This window comes from Variovorax sp. MHTC-1, from assembly GCF_003984645.1.
Lineage (GTDB): Bacteria > Pseudomonadota > Gammaproteobacteria > Burkholderiales > Burkholderiaceae_C > Variovorax.
In genome coordinates, this window is the sequence record NZ_RWKI01000001.1 from 589978 (window position 1) to 605910 (window position 15933).

Below are 15933 nucleotides of genomic sequence, written 5' to 3' on the forward strand. Positions count from 1 at the left end.
GAGGGTCTTGTGCTGGTGCGCGGGGCCGGACTCGAACCGGCACGTTCTTGCGAACGTCAGGACCTAAACCTGGTGCGTCTACCAATTTCGCCACCCGCGCGGTTCCAGTTTTTCAGGTGATGAATACCGAAGGCGGCCCTGAGGCCGCCTTCGGTCATTCGCGGCGGGCGGCCTGTGAGGCCTCCTGCCTGAAATCGGTCAACCGCGTATTTTAAGCGCGAACCAGGGCCTCTTCGGCCTCGCCGGCCGGGTCGGGCTCTTCGCGCTTGACGCGGAACCAGGCTGCGTACATCGCCGGCAGCGCCAGCAGCGTGAGCACGGTGGCCACGATGAGCCCGCCCATGATTGCCACCGCCATGGGTCCCCAGAACACGCTGCGCGACAGCGGGATCATCGCCAGCACGGCCGCCGCGGCGGTCAGCACGATGGGTCGCAGGCGCCGCACCGCCGACTCGACGATCGCGTTCCAGGTCGGCACGCCGGCTTCGCGGTCGCTTTCGATCTGGTCGATCAGGATCACGGCGTTGCGCTGGATCATCCCCATCAGCGCGATCACGCCCAGGAGCGCCACGAAGCCGAAGGGCCGGTTCAGCACCAGCAGCGCACCCGCCACGCCGGCGATGCCCATCGGGCCGGTGATGAACACCAGCATCGAGCGGCTGAAGCTGTGCAGTTGCAGCATCAGCAGCGTGAAGACCAGGAACAGCATGATCGGCACGCCGGTCACGATCGAGGCGGAGCCCTTGCTGCTCTCCTCCACCGCCCCAGCGACCTCGATGCGATAGGCGCCCTCGCCATCGGCGTGCCACTTCGCTTCGAGCTTGCGCAGCGCCGGCAGCAGCTGCTCGGTGACGGTCGCGCCCTGCAGCCCTTCGATGATGTCGCCCTGGACGGTGATCGCGTAGTCGCGGTTCTCGCGCCACATCACGCCCGGCTCCCAGCTGAACACCGGCCGCGCGATCTGGGTCAGCGGGATCGAGCGACCCGAGCTCGTCGGCAGGTAGGCATTGCCGATGTCCGAGATCGCCTCGCGCTCGTCGGGCGACTGCCGCAGCACGATGTCGATCAGCAGATCGTTCTCGCGGTACTGGCCGACGGTGGTGCCGCTGAACATGGTGCGCGAGGCCTGCGCGATGGCCTGGCTGGTGACGCCGAGCGCACGCGCCTTGTCCTGGTCGATCTCGAGCTTGATCACTTTGACCGACTCGTTCCAGTTGTCGTTGACGCCGCGCATGTTGGCGTTCTCGCGCATCACGGCCTTGACCTCGTCGGCGTGGATGCGCAATCGCTGCGGCTCGGTGCCGATCACGCGGAACTGGACCGGGTAAGCAACGGGCGGGCCGTTCGGCAGCAGCTTCACGCGGCCGCGCACCTCGGGGAACTCCTCCGCCAGCAAGGCGGGCAGCTTGAGGCGCAGCGTCTCGCGGTACTTCAGGTCCCTGGCCAGCAGGATCAGCTGCGACACGTTGGTCTGCGGGAACACCTGGTCGAGCGGCAGGTAGAAGCGCGGCACGCCGGAGCCGACCCAGGTGCTGACGCTGGTGACGCCCTCTTCCTTCAGCAGCCGCTGCTCGACCCGCTTGGCCACCTCTTCGTTGGCGGCGAAGGAGGTGCCTTCGGGGAACCACAGGTCGACCATGATCTCGGGCCGGCTGGAATCGGGGAAGAACTGCTGCTGCACCTTGCCCATGCCGACGATGCCTAAAGCGAAGATCAGCAAGGTGGCGCCGATGGTCAGCCAGCGATGCTCGACGCACCAGTTCACGGTGCGCCGGAAGGTGTTGTAGAAGGGCGTATCGAAGAGCTCGTGCGGCGGCGCGTCGGGATCATGAGGCTTCACCTTGAGCAGCAAGGTACCGAGGTAGGGCACGAAGTACACGGAGACGACCCAGCTCAGCACCAGCGCGATCACCGTCACCGCGAAGATCGCGAAGGTGTACTCGCCGGTCACCGACTTCGCGAGGCCGATCGGCAGGAAGCCTGCGGCCGTGATCAAGGTGCCGGTCAGCATCGGCTTGGCGGTGACGTCGTAGGCGAAGGTGGCGGCGCGCACCTTGTCGTAGCCCTCCTCCATCTTCCGCACCATCATCTCGACCGCGATGATCGCGTCGTCCACCAGCAGGCCCAGCGCGATGATCAGCGAGCCGAGCGAGATCTTGTGCAGCCCGATGCCGAAGTAGTTCATCGCCAGGAAGGTCACGGCCAGCACCAGCGGAATGGTGATCGCCACCACCAGCCCGGGCCGAATGTCGATGTACCAGCCGAAGCGCCCGCCCTTGTGCAGGCCGAGCGCGATGAAGCTCACTGCCAGGACGATCGCTACCGCCTCGATCAGCACGCTCACGAACTCGTTGACCGAGTTGGAAACCGCCACCGGCTGGTTCTGCACCTGCGCCAGAGTCACGCCGGCCGGTAGCCGCCTGTCGATCTCGGCCGTGGCGACGCGCAGCGCCTTGCCGAGCGCAATGATGTCGCCGCCCTTGCCCATCGATACGCCGAGCGCGATGACCTCCTTGCCCTGGTGCCGCACCTTGACCGCCGGCGGATCGACGTAGGCGCGCCGTATCTCCGCGATGTCGCCGAGCCGCATCTGGTTGCCCGAGCTGCCGCGGATCGGCATCGCGCGCAGCTGCTCCACGCTCGTGAACTGGCCGCCTACGCGCACCTGCACCACGTCCTGCGGCGACTGGATCGTGCCGGCGCTCTCGATCGCGTTCTGCGATCCGATCTGCGCCAGAACCGAGTTGAAGTCGAGCCCCAGCTGCGCCACGCGCTTCTGAGACACCTCGATGAAGACCTTCTCGTCCTGGACGCCGAATTGCTCGACCTTGGCCACGTCCTTCACACGCAGCAGCTGCTGACGCACGTCGTCGGCAAAGGTCTTGAGCTCGGCGTAGCTGAAGCCGTCGCTCTCCAGCGCGTAGATCACGCCGTACACGTCGCCGAAGTCGTCGTTGAAGAAGGGCCCCTGGATGCCGGCCGGCAGGGTACCGCGCATATCGCCGATCTTCTTGCGCACCGTGTACCAGACGTTCGCGACATCGCCCGGCCGCGACGAATCCTTGATCTGGAAAATGATCTGCGACTCGCCGGGCTTCGAATAGCTGCGGATCTTGTCGGCGTAGGGCGCCTCCTGCAGCGCGCGCTCGAGCTTGTCGGTCACCTGCTCTGCCACCTGCTGCGCGGTCGCGCCCGGCCAGTAGGTGCGCACCACCATCGCCCGGAAGGTGAAGGGCGGATCCTCGTCCTGGCCGAGCTGGAAGTAGGCCGCGAAGCCGAGCACCATCAGCACCAGCATCAGGTAGCGGGTGAGCGCGGCGTGCTCGAGCGCCCACTTCGAGAGATTGAAGCCGGCCTTGCCGGCAGCTGCGGTCTGCTGCGTCATGGCGGCGTCCTCAGCGGGCGGCAACCGGAGCCGCCGCTGGCGCCTGCACGTTGACGGCCTCGCGCAGCGGATTGGCCGGCGCGGCCGTCTTCTCCCTGTAGAGCGAGACCTTCTGGCCCGGCGACAGCACGTGCACGCCCGCGACCACCACCGTCGTGCCCGGCGTGATGCCGGCAGCGATCACCGCTTCGTTGCCGTCCGCCGTGGCCACCTGCACCGGCTGCGAGCGCACTGTCATGCTGCTCTTGTCGAGCACCCAGACCGCGCTGCCCTGGCCTTCCTGGCGCAGGGCGCTGGTCGGCAGCTTGAGCACCGGAGTGCCGGTGCGCGACAGCGCCTGCGGCCGCGCATAGACGGTGGCACCGAGTGCGGGCGCGGTGGCGGCGTCGATCGCAACCTTGACGCTGTAGGTGCGCGTCACCGCGTCGGCACTGGCCGCCACTTCGCGCACCTTGCCTTCCAACTCGGCGCCGCCCGCCCAGCCGCGCACCGTGACGGCCGACCCCGGCTTGATCAGCGCGGCGCGGTCTTCCGGCACCGCGAACACCACGTCGCGCGCGCCGTCCTGTGCGATGCGCACCACCGGCGTGCCGGCCGACACCACCTGGCCCGGCTCGGCCTCGATCGCCGTGATGATGCCCGGCACATCGGCCACCAGCGTCGTGTAGTTGGCCTGGTTGCCTTGCGATGCGAGCTGCGCCTGCGCCTGCTCGAGCTGCGCCTGCGCGGCCTTGTAGGTGCTTTCGCGCCGCTCCAGCTCGGCGGCGCTGATGAAGTTCTGCTCGCGCAAGCCGCGGTAGCGCTTGAGGTCCGCCTCGGCCAGGTCGCGGTTGGTCAGGGCCGCGGCCTGCTGCGCACGGGCGGCGTCGGCGGCCAGCCGATAGTCCTGCGGATCGAGCTGCGCCAGCACCTGTCCGGCCCGCACATGCTGGCCGAGTTCGGCCTGGCGGCGCGTGATCTTGCCTGCCACCCGGAAGCCGAGCCGGGACTCGACGCGGGCCCGGACCTCGGCCGAGAACTCGGCCTCGGTGCCATAGGCGCTGGTGCCCACCGTCATCACCTTGACGGCGCGCAGGGGCTCCTCCGGAGCCGGCGGTCGGGAACAGCCGGCAAGCGCGAGGGCGGCAAGCAGCAGCAGGCTGGCGGAACGGTAGACGGTCGGGACGGACAAGGTCATGGAGCACCCTAGAAAAGACGAACGGAGTCATTAATGACCAGCCGGTTAGTAATCTAGGGTAAACGAGAACCTGTGTCAATCACGGCCGCCCCGGGCCGCCCCGGCCGCCCCAAGGCAGGCCCAGGGGATGTCACGATGGTGCTGCGCGGTACACGACAATCCGGCGCGTGTCCTCCCCTCCCCACCCGGTCGCCGCGCCTGCGCCGACGCACTACGAGAATTTTCCGGTCGCCTCCTGGCTGTGCCCGCCGCATCTGCGGGCGCCCATCGCCGCGATCTACGGTTTCGCGCGCACGGCCGACGACATCGCCGACGAGGGCGAGGCCGGCGCGGCCGAGCGGCTCGACGACCTGCGCGCCTTTCGCGCCGAGCTCGCCGCGGCCGCCCGCGGCGCGGCGAGCTCGGCGCGCTGGCCCGAGGTCTTCGCTCCGCTCGCACATGCCATGCGCAGCTTCGCGCTGCCCGAGCCGCTCCTGGCCGACCTGCTCTCCGCCTTCATGCAGGACATCGAGAAGACGCGCGACGGCCGCGGCTATGCCGACCGCCCCGAGCTGCTCGACTACTGCCGCCGCTCGGCCAACCCGATCGGCCGCCTGCTGCTGCACCTGTACGGCGTGGACGATGCGCGTGCGCTCGCCCAGAGCGACGCCATCTGCAGCGCGTTGCAGCTCATCAACTTCTGGCAGGACCTGAGCGTCGACCTGCCGCGCGGCCGCTTCTACCTGCCGCACGCCGACAGCGCAGCGCATGGCCTCACGGCGAGCGACTTCGAAGACTTCAGGCCGCTCGGCGCCGCCGCGCCGCCGCCGGCCGCCATCGCATTGATTGCCGACGAGGTGGCCTGGGCGCGTGCGCTGATGAACGAAGGCGCACCGCTGGTGCACCGCTTGCCGGGCCGCGCCGGCTGGGAGCTGCGCTTGGTCGTGCAAGGCGGGCTTCGCATCCTCGACAAGATCGAGGCGCTGGGCTGCGACAGTTTTTCGCGGCGTCCGACCATCGGCAAGTCGGATGCCGCGCTGCTCGCCTGGCGCGCACTCCGGATGCGGAGACAATCCCCCGCGATGAAGAGTTTTCCACGATGACGCCCGAGCAGTACGTCCAGGACAAGGCTGCCGCCTCGGGCAGCAGCTTCTATTACGCCTTCCTGTTCCTGCCGAAGCCGCGACGCGCCGCCATCACGGCCTTCTACGCCTTCTGCCGCGAGATCGATGATGTGGTCGACGAGGTCAGCGATCCCGGCGTCGCGGCGACCAAGCTGGCCTGGTGGCGCACCGAGGTCGCCCAGTCCTTCGCGGGCCAGCCGCACCATCCGGCGATGCAGGCGCTGATGCCGCACGCGGCGGTCTACGGCATCGAGGAGCGCCAGCTGCACGAGGTGATCGACGGCTGCCAGATGGACCTGGACCAGACCCGCTACCTCGATTTCCAGGCCCTGAAGCGCTATTGCCACCTGGTGGCCGGCGTGGTGGGCGAAGGCGCGGCGCGCATCTTCGGCCAGACCGACGCGCAGACCACCGCCTACGCCCACAAGCTGGGCCTGGCGCTGCAGCTGACCAACATCATTCGCGACGTCGGCGAGGACGCGCTGCGCGGACGCATCTACCTGCCGGTCAGCGAGCTGCAGCAGTTCGACGTCAAGGCGCACGAGATCCTGAACCGCCTGCACTCCGAGCGCTTCGTCGCGCTCATGAAGTTCCAGGCCGAGCGCGCGCATGCGGCCTACGACGAGGCGCTCGCCCTGCTCCCCGCGGCCGACCTCCGCACCCAGAAGCCCGGCCTGATGATGGCCAGCATCTACCGCACCCTGCTGCGCGAGATCGAGCGCGACGACTTCCAGGTGCTGCACCAGCGCGTGAGCCTGACGCCGGTGCGCAAGCTGTGGCTGGCCTGGCGAGTCCAGGCACTCGGAAAGCTGTGAGCCGCATTGCCGTCATCGGCGCGGGCTGGGCCGGCCTGGCCTGCGCCATCGACGCGACGCGCGCCGGCCACGTCGTCGTGCTGTTCGAAGCCGCACGCACCCTCGGCGGCCGCGCGCGCGCCCTGCCGGCACAGATGCCCGACGGCCAGCCGGTCATGCTGGACAACGGCCAGCACATCATGATCGGCGCCTACAGCGCCACGCTGTCGCTGATGCGCGAGCTCGGCGTCGATCCCGGCGCCGTGCTGCATCGCATGCCGCTCACGCTGCGCTTCGCCGACGGCGGCGGGCTGCAGGTGCCGCACGGCCCGCCGCCGCTGGACCTGCTGGCCGGCATCCTGGGTGCGCGCGGCTGGTCCTGGCACGACAAGGCCGCGCTGGTGCGCACCGCATGGCGCTGGCGCCGCGACGGCTTCCGCTGCGACCCCCGCACATCGGTGGCCGCACTCTGCGCAGCGCTGACGCCGCGCGTCATCGCCGAACTGATCGAGCCGCTGTGCGTCTCGGCGCTCAACACGCCGACCGGGCGCGCGAGCGGTGAAGTTTTCTTGCGCGTGCTGAACGACGCCCTGTTCGCCGAGCGCGGCGGCGCCGACCTGCTGCTGCCGCGCGTCGACCTCGGCGCGCTGTTCCCGGATGCCGCGACGCGCTGGCTCGCGCAGCACGGCGCCCAGCTGCGCAGTGGCACGCGCGTGCAGGCCATCGCCCACGGACCGGCGGGCTGGCAGCTCGATGGAGAAGGCTTCGACCGGGTGGTGCTCGCCTGCCCGCCGTGGGAGGCCGCGCGCCTCGCCGCGAGCGCGGCGCTGCCCGAGGCATCGGCCTGGTCGCAAACGGCCCGGGCGCTGCAGCACGAAAGCATCGCGACCCTCTACATGGCAGGCGGCATCGCCTTGAGCGCACCGATTCTGGCGCTGCGTGCGGGCGCGCGCACGCCGGCGCAGTTCGTCTTCGATCGCGGCCAGCTCGGCGGACCGCGCGGCCTGCTGGCTTTCGTGGTCAGCGCCAGCAACGACGAACGCGAGACCTTGCAGCAGCAGGTGCTTGCGCAAGCCCGCGAGCAACTCGGTCTGGCCGGCTTGCAGCCGGTGCAGACCGTGGTGGAGCGCCGCGCCACCTTCGCCTGCACGCCGGCGCTGGTGCGGCCCCGGGCCCAGGTGGCGCGGGGCCTGCTGGCCTGCGGCGACTATGTCGAAGGTCCGTATCCCGCGACGATCGAAGGCGCGGTACGCAGCGGCCGCACGGCGGCCGCCGGCTGCGGCTCCACGTAAGGGCCCTGCGGCGCGCTCAGCGCGATGCTGTGCTTGTCCATCAAGCGGTACAGCGTCATGCGCGACACGCCGAGCTCGCGCGCCGCGTGCGTGACGTTGCGTCCGACACGCGTCAGCGTGAGGCAGATCGCATCGCGCTCGGCCATGGTGCGGGCCGTATCCAGGCCCATCCCCACCGGCGTCTCGACCGCGGCGAGGCCGAGGTCGGCCGGCCCGATCAGCCGCTGCTCGCTCATCACGACCGCACGCTGCACGCGGTTGTACAGCTCGCGCACATTGCCGGGCCAGCCATGCGCCATCAGGGCCCCCAGCGCCTGCCGGCTGAAGCCTTTCACGCGGGTCTTGCTCTTGCCCGCGCAGCGCTGGAAGAAGTACTCCGCGAGGATCGGCACGTCCTCCATGCGGCGGCGCAGCGGTGTCACCTCGATCGACAGCACGTTCAGGCGGTAGAACAGGTCGTCGCGGAACTGGCCCACCGCCACCGCTTCGGCCAGGTCCACGTGCGAAGCCGCCAGCACGCGCACGTCGACCTGTAGGCTGCGCACGCCGCCGACGCGCTGGATCGTCTTTTCCTGCAGGAAGCGCAGAAGGTTGGTCTGCAGCTCCAGCGGCAGATCGCCGATCTCGTCGAGGAACACCGTGCCGCCGTTGGCAGCCTCGATCAGCCCGCGCCGCTCCGACGATGCGCCGGTGAACGCGCCCTTTTCGTGGCCGAACAGCTCGGACTGGATCAGCGAGGGCGAGATGGCGCCGCAGTTGACGGCCACGAAGGGCCCGGCCGAGCGCAGCGAGCATTGGTGAATGGCGCGTGCGGCGAGTTCCTTGCCGCTGCCGCTTTCGCCGCCGATCAGCACCGGAGCATCCGTCGCTGCCACCCTGCGGATCTGCTGGCGCAGCCGCGTGATGGCGGGCCCCTGGCCGACCATGCCCATGGCATCCGCCACGTGCGTGTGGGTCTTGTGCCGGCGCCGCAGCATGGCGCGCTGGCAGGCATGGTCGAGCACCCGCTCCAGCTCATGCCCGTCGAGCGGCAGGACCTGATGGTGGAAGAAGCAGCCGAGAACCAGTTCGCGGAAACCGGGCGACTCCAGCGCCTGCGCCTCGCACACGGCCACCCACTCCATGCCGTGCGATGCATTGACGCAGGCCTCGATCGCCGCCTCCGGCACCGTCAGCGCGTCGCCGACGATCAGCAGGCCGACCGGCAGATGGCGGTGCGCCTGGATGCGATTCGCCGCCGCCAGGTCGGTCGCCTGCATGAGCTCCCAGCCGCGGGCGAGCAAGTGCGCCTTGACGCCGCCCGCGTCGCCGCCCAGCGCCACGTACAGAAGGGTTCGAAGCTGCATGGCGAACTCGGATCAGAACGACATCGGCACCCTGACCGTCAATGTGAGATCGGGCGTGTCCCGCGTCAACCCGGCACCCACGGTCACGTTCACCGCGGTCTTGTCGCTGACCCGGTACGAGTAGCCCAAATTGAGCGATCCCAGCTGTGTGCGCACCGAGGTCACGACCGGCATGCCGTTCTGCTTGGTCTTGCCGATGGAATTGAGCTCCACCCCGACGCTGAAGGACGAGCGCTCGTTGAGCGCCAGGCCCATGCCGAAGTTCACGCCGAAGATATTGCCCGGCTTGACCGACCCGATGAACTCGCGTTCGCCGTTCAGCACCAGGCGGCTCAGGTTGTCGCGGCCGAAGTTGTGCGTGTATGTGAAGCTGCCGAAGAACACCGCCGGGTCGGTGGGCAGCAGCCAGGTCAGCCCGGTCTGCAGCGAATAGAAACCCGAGCCCGTCGGCAGGTCCAGCGGCAGGCCGGTTCCGGTCGTGTTGCCGATACAGCGCGTGACGCAGTCGGTCACCACCTCGAACGGGTCCTTGCCGGTGCGGGTCTTGAAGCGCAGCGAGCCGATCATGTAGGGCCAGTTGCCCTTGCCCTCGTTCAGCTGGTAGCGCGCCGCGAGCTCGATGTCGCCGACCGACCGGCCACTGGTATCGAACACCCGTTCATTCGCGGAGCCGGTGAAGATCTCGCGGCTGATGGTGGAATCGGAGCGATAGACGTAGGGAAGCTTCGCTTCCAGTTCCAGCCGGTTGGTGATGCCCCAGCGGCCGGCGAGCGCGGCGGTCAGCGTGTTGCGCTTGACCTCGCGCACGTCGACCAGGCCGATCAGCAGCGCGGGGATCACCGTGTAGCCCACCAGCGCGACGCGGTTGTTCGACGAGTAGGCGTACTGCAGCGAGGGCTCGATCACATATTTGCCGCGCGGCGTGAGGATGCCGGGCTGGTCGAAGATCGGCGCCACTTCCGGCACCGCGGACGCATCGCTGCTGCTGGGTGCCACGCCCACGCGCACCGGACGCGGGCCGGTGTCGGCAACCTCGGTCGCCGCGGGCTTGCTTTCCGGGGGTGGCGCGCTGCGCGCCTCCTGGGTCTGCAGGCGCTCCTGCAGTTCGCGGTATCGGGCCTCCTGCTCCTGCGCCTGTTGCCGCAGCACCTCGATCTGGCGTCCCTGCTCCGTCAACTGCTGCTGCAGCGCTTCCATGCGCTTGGCCGCGCCCCTGGCGGGCGATGTGCCTTGGGCCTGCGCAACCGCGCCCGACCACGCCAGGGAAGAACACGCAAGGAGCGCAAGCGCCCTGTGCTGCCGCGATGTCTCCATCTCTCCACCTCCCTTGTTGTTGGCTCGGGGGTTGAATGTCGCGCGCCAGCGTAAACGCATCTTTCAAAGTGTGGCAAGGTGCAAGTTGAAAACAAAAGTAATGGTGACAGCCGGGTGACGATACGCGCTCTATCGCTGTCTCAAAACTGAGGCACTTCAAGGCTCGGCCGGATGGGCTACCTCAATCGAAGGAGGCGCCACGCAAGGCCTTGTCGCACAACGCTAACCGCCGCGATCGAACTCGCTCGCCGGCTCGGCGGCCCGTCACATGGATGAGACAGCAAGCGCATCCGATTGCCTGCCCGGGCCGCGAATGTTTCCAAGGCGGACGCCTGCTACACGTGCGAGCAGTCCTGCGCAGCCGTCAAGCCGCCGTGACAAATCGTCGACTCGAGGACCGTGCACGAGGCCGCGAGATGAACCCGGCCAGGGCAGCTGCACGGCCTTCTCCGTCGTACAAGAGCAGGGCCGCCGTCGTCTGGCATCGAAGTTGCACGAGGTCTCTTGAATTGCGGCGACGCAACTCATCCGCGCTTTGTCACGTCAACAAATGGAGACCCTATGAAGAAGACACTTCTGGCTTCGGCCATCACGGTTGCATTCGGGTTCAGCGGTGTGGCGTTCGCCAACGACACGGGCCAGCTCGCGCTTCAACTCACCGGTGAAGGCGACAACACGAGCACGAACACCAGCACCTCCACCAGCACGAGGACCAGCACCAGCACGCGCACCTCGTCACGCAGCGACAGCAGCACCAACAAGGATTCGGGTGATGCCTACACCAGCGCTGCACGCTCCGCCGCGCTCAACAACGGCTCCACCGGAACCTTCAGCAATGCCTTCAATGTGACGAAGGCGACCGCCACCAGCAACCTGACCGGCGTGGTGACGGGCAACAGCGTCTACAACATCGGCAACCAGGCCTACAACACCGGCTCCGCCGCGGGCGGCACCGGCAACGGCGGCTACGGCGGCGTTGGCCGCGGCGGCTCGGCCTCCGGCACCGGCACCGGCGGCAACGGTGCGGTTGGTGCGACCGGCGGCAACGCCTCCAACGGCGCCATCAACCATGGCAGCGCGACCAACGGCAGCGCCACTGCGGGCACGGGCGGCAACGGCGACGGAGGCGGCGCGAATGGCTTCAATGCAAGCGGCATCGTGGTTGCGGATGACGGCGGCACGGCCACGAGCACCAACGGCGGTTCGCGCACGGCAGGCGATGGCACCGGCGGCGCCGGCGGGGCGGCCACCAACGGCAGCGCGACCAATGGCAGCGCCAGCAACGGCAACAACACCGCGGGCAGCGGCGGCGCGGGCGGCGCCGGTGGTGCGGGCAACGGCGGCACCAACACCGGCAACGGCGGCACGGGCGGTGTGGGCGAAGGCGGCAGCGGCGGTGCCGGCGGCACCAACACCGTTACTGCCGGGACCTTCAACATGTCCAACACCATGACCAGCGTCGGACAGTCGGCGGCCGGCATCATGCTCGCGAACCAGAACAGCGGCTTCTCGTCGCTGGTCCAGCAAAGCGTGAACGTGCAGGCCAACCTGGCCGTGGGACGGTAGCCCCCTAGAGCTCGCACTCGCCGTGCCGCCTGCAGCGCATGCAGGCAGCGCGGCGATGCCGGCTCGCTCACCGGAGAGACACATGAGATCGATAGCACTCTTCGGCTCCGTCGGCCTGGTCGCGACGTTCATGCTGGCGCAGGGCGCCAGCGCGCAAACATCGGTAGTGCCGAGCGGCTCGCTGGCCTTCTCCAATCCCGTCGACTCGGCGGTGCTGGCCAGCCAACGCGGCGGCAATCAGCTGGTGCACAACGACATGGAGCTGAGCGGGGTCACGGCCGACAACACGGCCCGCAACGTCAACACGGGCAGCAACGCCATCAGTTCAGGATCCTTCGCCAACATGAGCGGCCTGCCGGTCGTGATCCAGAACACCGGCGCGAACGTGCTGATCCAGAACGCCGTGATCCTTCACCTGCAGATGAACTGACGGGGACGCCATGCGCGGCCTGTTGCTCTTCATCTCGCTGATCGCAGCGGCCAGCGCAGCGCCGGGCCAGCTGGCGCACCTGCCGTCCATGGGCACGGGCGACGTGATCATGCCGGTCGTCAGCATGCGGCAGGCGCGCCTGGCCGGCACGCTGCTGCAGAAGTACGACTTCAGCTGCGGCTCGGCGGCGCTCGCCACGCTGCTCACGCACCACTACGGCTACCCGGTCACGGAACAGATGGTGTTCGAGGAGATGTACGCCCGCGGCGACAAGAAGAAGATCCACACCGAAGGCTTCTCGCTGCTCGACATGAAGCGCTACCTGGCCGCGCACGGCTTCGAGGCCGACGGCTTCGAGCAGCCGCTGGACAAGCTCAACGAGGCCCGCGTGCCCGCCATCGTGCTGATCAACGAGAACGGCTATCACCATTTCGTGGTGGTCAAGGGCGTGCAGGCCGACCGGGTGCTGATCGGCGACCCGGCGCAAGGCACGCGCGCGCTGCCGCGCAAGACCTTCGAGGCCATCTGGAAGAACAACCTGCTGTTCGTGGTTCACAACCGGATGGAGTCGGCGCGCTTCAACCTGGCGGCCGATTGGCGCGTGGCGCCGCGTGCACCGCTGGGCGGCGGCGTCAGCCGGGAAGGCCTGTCCCACATCACGCTGCCCAAGATGGGACCGGGAGAGTTCTGATGCGCGCCGCCCGCCTGCTCTGCGCCCTGCTCGGCCTGGCCCTGTGCCTGCCGGCGCAGGCCGACGCGGTGTGGGAGGCCGTGAGCGAGCGGACGCTCGACGGCCTGCGCGGCGGCTTCGACGTGGGGGGCGGCCTCCTGGTCAGCTTCGGCATCACGCGTGCCGTCTACATCAACGGCGACCTGGTCACTCAGACCACGCTCAATTTCGGCCGGTTGTCCGAGCTGACGCCGGCCCAGGCTGCGCAGCTCAATCAGCAGATGACGGCGCTGAACCTGGTGCAGACCGGGCCGGGCAACAGCGTCGCTCCGGACGTCGTGTCGACGGGCGCAGGCACCATCATTCAGAACACGCTGAACAACCAGCACATCGTGAACCAGACCGTGATCGACGCCCGCAGCAACGCGATGGGCATGATCAAGAACCTGAACATCCAGAACACGCTGAACGAGGCGCTGACCCGTTCGGCTGCACCGCGCTGAGTCCTACCAGCCCCAGACCAGGCGGCGCGCCACCCAGCCGGTGGTGCCGCGCTCGTGGCGCACCTTCACCCAGTCGCCGCGGCGCTCCAGCGTGCGCAGCACGTCGCCGTAGCGGGCCTTGCCGACCACGCGGGCGCCGGTGCCCGGCTTGCCGCGCAGGTTGGCGACGCGCGCGGTCACGATGTGATGAGGCCTGCGGCCGGTGTGCGAGCGAAGCACCCAGCCCCGGTCGTTCTCGAAATCGCGCACCCTGAGCCAGCGGCCCTTGCGCCCCAGCACCTGGAGCGGATAGCCGCGGCTCACGACCCAGGCGACTTCGTGGCGCGGGCCAGGGCCGGTGCGCATATTGATCTCGGCGCGCGCCGCGCTGACCATCTCCCGCGCATGGGCCGCCGTCGGCAGGATCGACGATACGAGCAGTAGGAAGGCAAGAAGAGATGCGCTCAGGCGGCGTGTGTCGATCATTCGTCGAAATCCTTTCGAGGGAGACAGGTTGAACAAGCGCGGCCGCATTCGCGCGACCAGCCCTTCAGGGCCTGCTGCGCCGCAGAAGTTCCGTCGAATCGATACGGGAAATCGCTAGGCGGTGTCGAGCGCCATGCACAGCGCATGCAGGTTCGGCACGATCAGCTGCGGCCGCGCGCCGTGCTCCCAGGGCCGCTCGTCGCGCACCAGCCAGGCAGCCTGCATGCCGGCATCGAGCGCACCCACCACGTCGAGCGCTGCATCGTCGCCCACGTGCAGCACGTCCTTGGGCAGCAGCCCGACCGAAGCCGCTGCGGCGCGGAAGATCGGCGCATGCGGCTTGCCGCTGCCGAACTCGCGCGCGTTGAAGGCGGTACGGAACCAGCGCCCCACGCCGGCCAGGTGGATGTCGGCATTGCCGTTGGAAACGGCCACCAGCGGATAGCGTTCGCTGAGCCACTTGAGCGCGGGCAAGGCGTCGTCGTAGAGCTTCACGCGCTGGCGCTCGGCGAAGAAGACATCGAAGGCCGGATCGGCCAGCGCCGGGTCTTCGCCCGCGCGCCGGAGCGCCGTGCGTATCGATTCGCGCCGCAGGGCGCTCAGGTCGTGCGCGAGATCGGAACGCTCCTTGGCCGTGGCCTCGCGCAGTTCGCGCAAGACGCCGGGCGTCACCAGCAGGTTCGCAGTCTGCGGCGCCTCGCGCACCAGCCATTCGTAGAGCACGCGCTCGGCGCGTTCGATGGTGGGCCAGATCGGCCAGAGCGTGTCGTCGAGGTCGAGCGAAATCGCCGCGATGCGCTTCACGTCGAGGGTCAGGGAGTCGGGGGTCGCCAAGGCCATGACCGAGAATAGCGCATGCCTTTTCGCCCCGAAGCTCCTGCCGTCGAAACGAACCAGGAGCGCACCGCCGTGCTCTGGTGCAACCTCGGCTCGCCCGACGAGCCCACCGCCGCCGCGGTGCGTCCCTACCTCGCCGACTTCCTCGGCGACCCGCGCGTGGTCGAGATTCCGCGGGCTCTGTGGGCGCTGATCCTGCACGGCATCATCCTGCGCACGCGGCCGGCCAAGTCGGCCGCCAAGTACGCCAGCATCTGGACGCCCGAAGGCTCGCCGCTCAAGGTCTGGACGCAGAAGCAGGCGAAGCTCCTGGCCGGCTGGCTCGGCGAGCGCGGCCACCGCGTGGCGGTGCGCGAGGCCATGCGCTACGGCAGCCCCTCGATCGCCGCGCAGCTCGACACGCTCAAGGCGGAAGGCGCGACCCGCGTACTGGTGCTGCAGGCCTATCCCCAGTATTCGGCCACCACCACGGCGAGCGTGATCGATGCCGTCAATGCTTGGAGCGCACGCGTGCGCCGCCTGCCGGAGTTCCGTTTCGTCAACCAGTACCACGACGAGCCGCTCTACATCGAGGCCTTGGCCCAGAGCGCGTTGCGCTACTGGAAGGACCATGGCCGGCCCGACCAGCTGCTGATGAGCTTCCACGGCATTCCGGAGCGCAATATCCGCCAGGGCGATCCGTACCAGGCGCAATGCCTTGCGACCGCGCGCCTCCTGGCCGAGCGGCTGCAGCTTGCGTCTTCGCAATACCGCGTCACTTTCCAGTCGCGCTTCGGCCGCGCGAAGTGGCTCGAGCCGTACACCGAGCCGAGCCTGCGCGAGATGGGTGCGGCGGGCGTCGCGCGTATCGACGTGATGTGCCCCGGCTTTCCGGCCGACTGCCTGGAGACGCTGGAAGAGATCGCGATGGAAGGCCGGGAGGCCTTCCTGCACGCGGGCGGGAAGGAATTCCACTACATCCCCTGCCTCAACGACAGCAACGCGTGGATCACGGCGCTGGCGGCGATCGCGGAGCGTCACCTCGCCGGCTGGCCGACCCGCTCAGCCTGAG

14 protein-coding genes and 1 tRNA gene are annotated in these 15933 nt (G+C 68.8%); 8 read left to right on the forward strand and 7 right to left on the reverse strand.

Annotated features, from left to right (window positions below):
* Nucleotides 1–13: 13 nt before the first annotated feature.
* The 3 genes from EJI01_RS02800 to EJI01_RS02810 all read right to left on the reverse strand — a co-directional run bounded on the left by EJI01_RS02800 (nucleotide 14) and on the right by EJI01_RS02810 (nucleotide 4562).
* Nucleotides 14–100 (reverse strand) — tRNA-Leu (locus EJI01_RS02800).
* Between the two features lie 111 nt (nucleotides 101–211).
* A complete protein-coding gene (locus EJI01_RS02805; protein ID WP_126835566.1) occupies nucleotides 212–3385 on the reverse strand; it encodes an efflux RND transporter permease subunit in 3174 nt (1057 codons plus the stop codon).
* 10 nt (nucleotides 3386–3395) lie between these two features.
* Nucleotides 3396–4562, reverse strand: coding sequence for an efflux RND transporter periplasmic adaptor subunit (locus EJI01_RS02810; RefSeq protein WP_126835567.1), 1167 nt, complete (start codon nucleotides 4560–4562; stop codon nucleotides 3396–3398).
* 167 nt (nucleotides 4563–4729) lie between these two features.
* On the opposite strand from EJI01_RS02810, the gene hpnC reads away from it, so the two are divergent.
* Genes hpnC through hpnE form a run of 3 tightly spaced genes read left to right on the forward strand, consistent with a single transcriptional unit; the run spans nucleotide 4730 to nucleotide 7751 of the window.
* Entirely contained in the window at nucleotides 4730–5644 is a 915-nt protein-coding gene (gene hpnC, locus EJI01_RS02815; protein ID WP_260602282.1) for a squalene synthase HpnC, read from the forward strand.
* Nucleotides 5641–6480, forward strand: a complete 840-nt coding sequence (gene hpnD / locus EJI01_RS02820; RefSeq protein WP_126835569.1) for a presqualene diphosphate synthase HpnD — start codon at nucleotides 5641–5643, stop codon at nucleotides 6478–6480. Before hpnC ends, hpnD begins: the two co-directional genes overlap by 4 nt.
* A complete protein-coding gene (gene hpnE / locus EJI01_RS02825) occupies nucleotides 6477–7751 on the forward strand; it encodes a hydroxysqualene dehydroxylase HpnE (protein WP_126835570.1) in 1275 nt (424 codons plus the stop codon). The genes hpnD and hpnE overlap by 4 nt, the downstream gene beginning before the upstream one ends.
* Here the strand turns inward: hpnE and EJI01_RS02830 are convergent.
* Together EJI01_RS02830 and EJI01_RS02835 are read right to left on the reverse strand one after the other, a co-directional pair.
* Entirely contained in the window at nucleotides 7667–9097 is a 1431-nt protein-coding gene (locus EJI01_RS02830; protein ID WP_126835571.1) for a sigma-54 interaction domain-containing protein, read from the reverse strand. The two genes, hpnE and EJI01_RS02830, sit on opposite strands and share 85 nt — an antisense overlap.
* A gap of 12 nt (nucleotides 9098–9109) precedes the next feature.
* Nucleotides 9110–10411: a transporter gene (locus EJI01_RS02835; RefSeq protein WP_126835572.1), complete on the reverse strand. Its 1302-nt coding sequence runs from the start codon at nucleotides 10409–10411 to the stop codon at nucleotides 9110–9112.
* A 561-nt stretch (nucleotides 10412–10972) separates the two neighbouring features.
* Between EJI01_RS02835 and EJI01_RS02840 the strand changes: the two genes are divergently transcribed.
* The 4 genes from EJI01_RS02840 (at nucleotide 10973) to EJI01_RS02855 (ending at nucleotide 13580) form a co-directional block, all read left to right on the forward strand.
* Nucleotides 10973–11977, forward strand: a complete 1005-nt coding sequence (locus tag EJI01_RS02840; RefSeq protein WP_126835573.1) for a hypothetical protein — start codon at nucleotides 10973–10975, stop codon at nucleotides 11975–11977.
* A gap of 82 nt (nucleotides 11978–12059) precedes the next feature.
* Nucleotides 12060–12407 carry a hypothetical protein gene (locus EJI01_RS02845; RefSeq protein WP_126835574.1) on the forward strand — a complete coding sequence of 116 codons (348 nt, stop codon included), beginning with the start codon at nucleotides 12060–12062 and terminating at the stop codon, nucleotides 12405–12407.
* Nucleotides 12408–12417: 10 nt separating this feature from the next.
* On the forward strand, nucleotides 12418–13098 hold the full coding sequence (locus tag EJI01_RS02850) for a C39 family peptidase (protein WP_126835575.1): 681 nt from the start codon (nucleotides 12418–12420) through the stop codon (nucleotides 13096–13098).
* Complete coding sequence (locus tag EJI01_RS02855; protein ID WP_126835576.1) at nucleotides 13098–13580, forward strand: hypothetical protein; 483 nt, start codon at nucleotides 13098–13100, stop codon at nucleotides 13578–13580. Before EJI01_RS02850 ends, EJI01_RS02855 begins: the two co-directional genes overlap by 1 nt.
* A gap of 3 nt (nucleotides 13581–13583) precedes the next feature.
* On the opposite strand, the gene EJI01_RS02860 is transcribed toward EJI01_RS02855, so the two are convergent.
* Nucleotides 13584–14045, reverse strand: coding sequence for an SH3 domain-containing protein (locus tag EJI01_RS02860; RefSeq protein WP_126835577.1), 462 nt, complete (start codon nucleotides 14043–14045; stop codon nucleotides 13584–13586).
* Nucleotides 14046–14159: 114 nt separating this feature from the next.
* Nucleotides 14160–14885 (reverse strand): HAD family hydrolase, encoded by a 726-nt coding sequence (locus tag EJI01_RS02865; RefSeq protein WP_126835578.1) that lies wholly within the window; start codon nucleotides 14883–14885, stop codon nucleotides 14160–14162.
* A gap of 15 nt (nucleotides 14886–14900) precedes the next feature.
* Between EJI01_RS02865 and hemH the strand changes: the two genes are divergently transcribed.
* Complete coding sequence (gene hemH / locus EJI01_RS02870; protein ID WP_126835579.1) at nucleotides 14901–15932, forward strand: ferrochelatase; 1032 nt, start codon at nucleotides 14901–14903, stop codon at nucleotides 15930–15932.
* Nucleotide 15933 lies beyond the last annotated feature (1 nt).

Coding starts and splice junctions, on each gene's coding strand:
- EJI01_RS02830 (WP_126835571.1), bottom strand. CDS start 9,097: ATGCAGCTTCGAACCCTTCTGTACGTGGCGCTGGGCGGCGACGCGGGC.
- EJI01_RS02810 (WP_126835567.1), bottom strand. CDS start 4,562: ATGACCTTGTCCGTCCCGACCGTCTACCGTTCCGCCAGCCTGCTGCTG.
- EJI01_RS02840 (WP_126835573.1), top strand. CDS start 10,973: ATGAAGAAGACACTTCTGGCTTCGGCCATCACGGTTGCATTCGGGTTC.
- EJI01_RS02845 (WP_126835574.1), top strand. CDS start 12,060: ATGAGATCGATAGCACTCTTCGGCTCCGTCGGCCTGGTCGCGACGTTC.
- EJI01_RS02855 (WP_126835576.1), top strand. CDS start 13,098: ATGCGCGCCGCCCGCCTGCTCTGCGCCCTGCTCGGCCTGGCCCTGTGC.
- EJI01_RS02865 (WP_126835578.1), bottom strand. CDS start 14,885: ATGGCCTTGGCGACCCCCGACTCCCTGACCCTCGACGTGAAGCGCATC.
- EJI01_RS02805 (WP_126835566.1), bottom strand. CDS start 3,385: ATGACGCAGCAGACCGCAGCTGCCGGCAAGGCCGGCTTCAATCTCTCG.
- EJI01_RS02850 (WP_126835575.1), top strand. CDS start 12,418: ATGCGCGGCCTGTTGCTCTTCATCTCGCTGATCGCAGCGGCCAGCGCA.
- EJI01_RS02835 (WP_126835572.1), bottom strand. CDS start 10,411: ATGGAGACATCGCGGCAGCACAGGGCGCTTGCGCTCCTTGCGTGTTCT.
- EJI01_RS02860 (WP_126835577.1), bottom strand. CDS start 14,045: ATGATCGACACACGCCGCCTGAGCGCATCTCTTCTTGCCTTCCTACTG.
- hpnD (WP_126835569.1), top strand. CDS start 5,641: ATGACGCCCGAGCAGTACGTCCAGGACAAGGCTGCCGCCTCGGGCAGC.
- hemH (WP_126835579.1), top strand. CDS start 14,901: ATGCCTTTTCGCCCCGAAGCTCCTGCCGTCGAAACGAACCAGGAGCGC.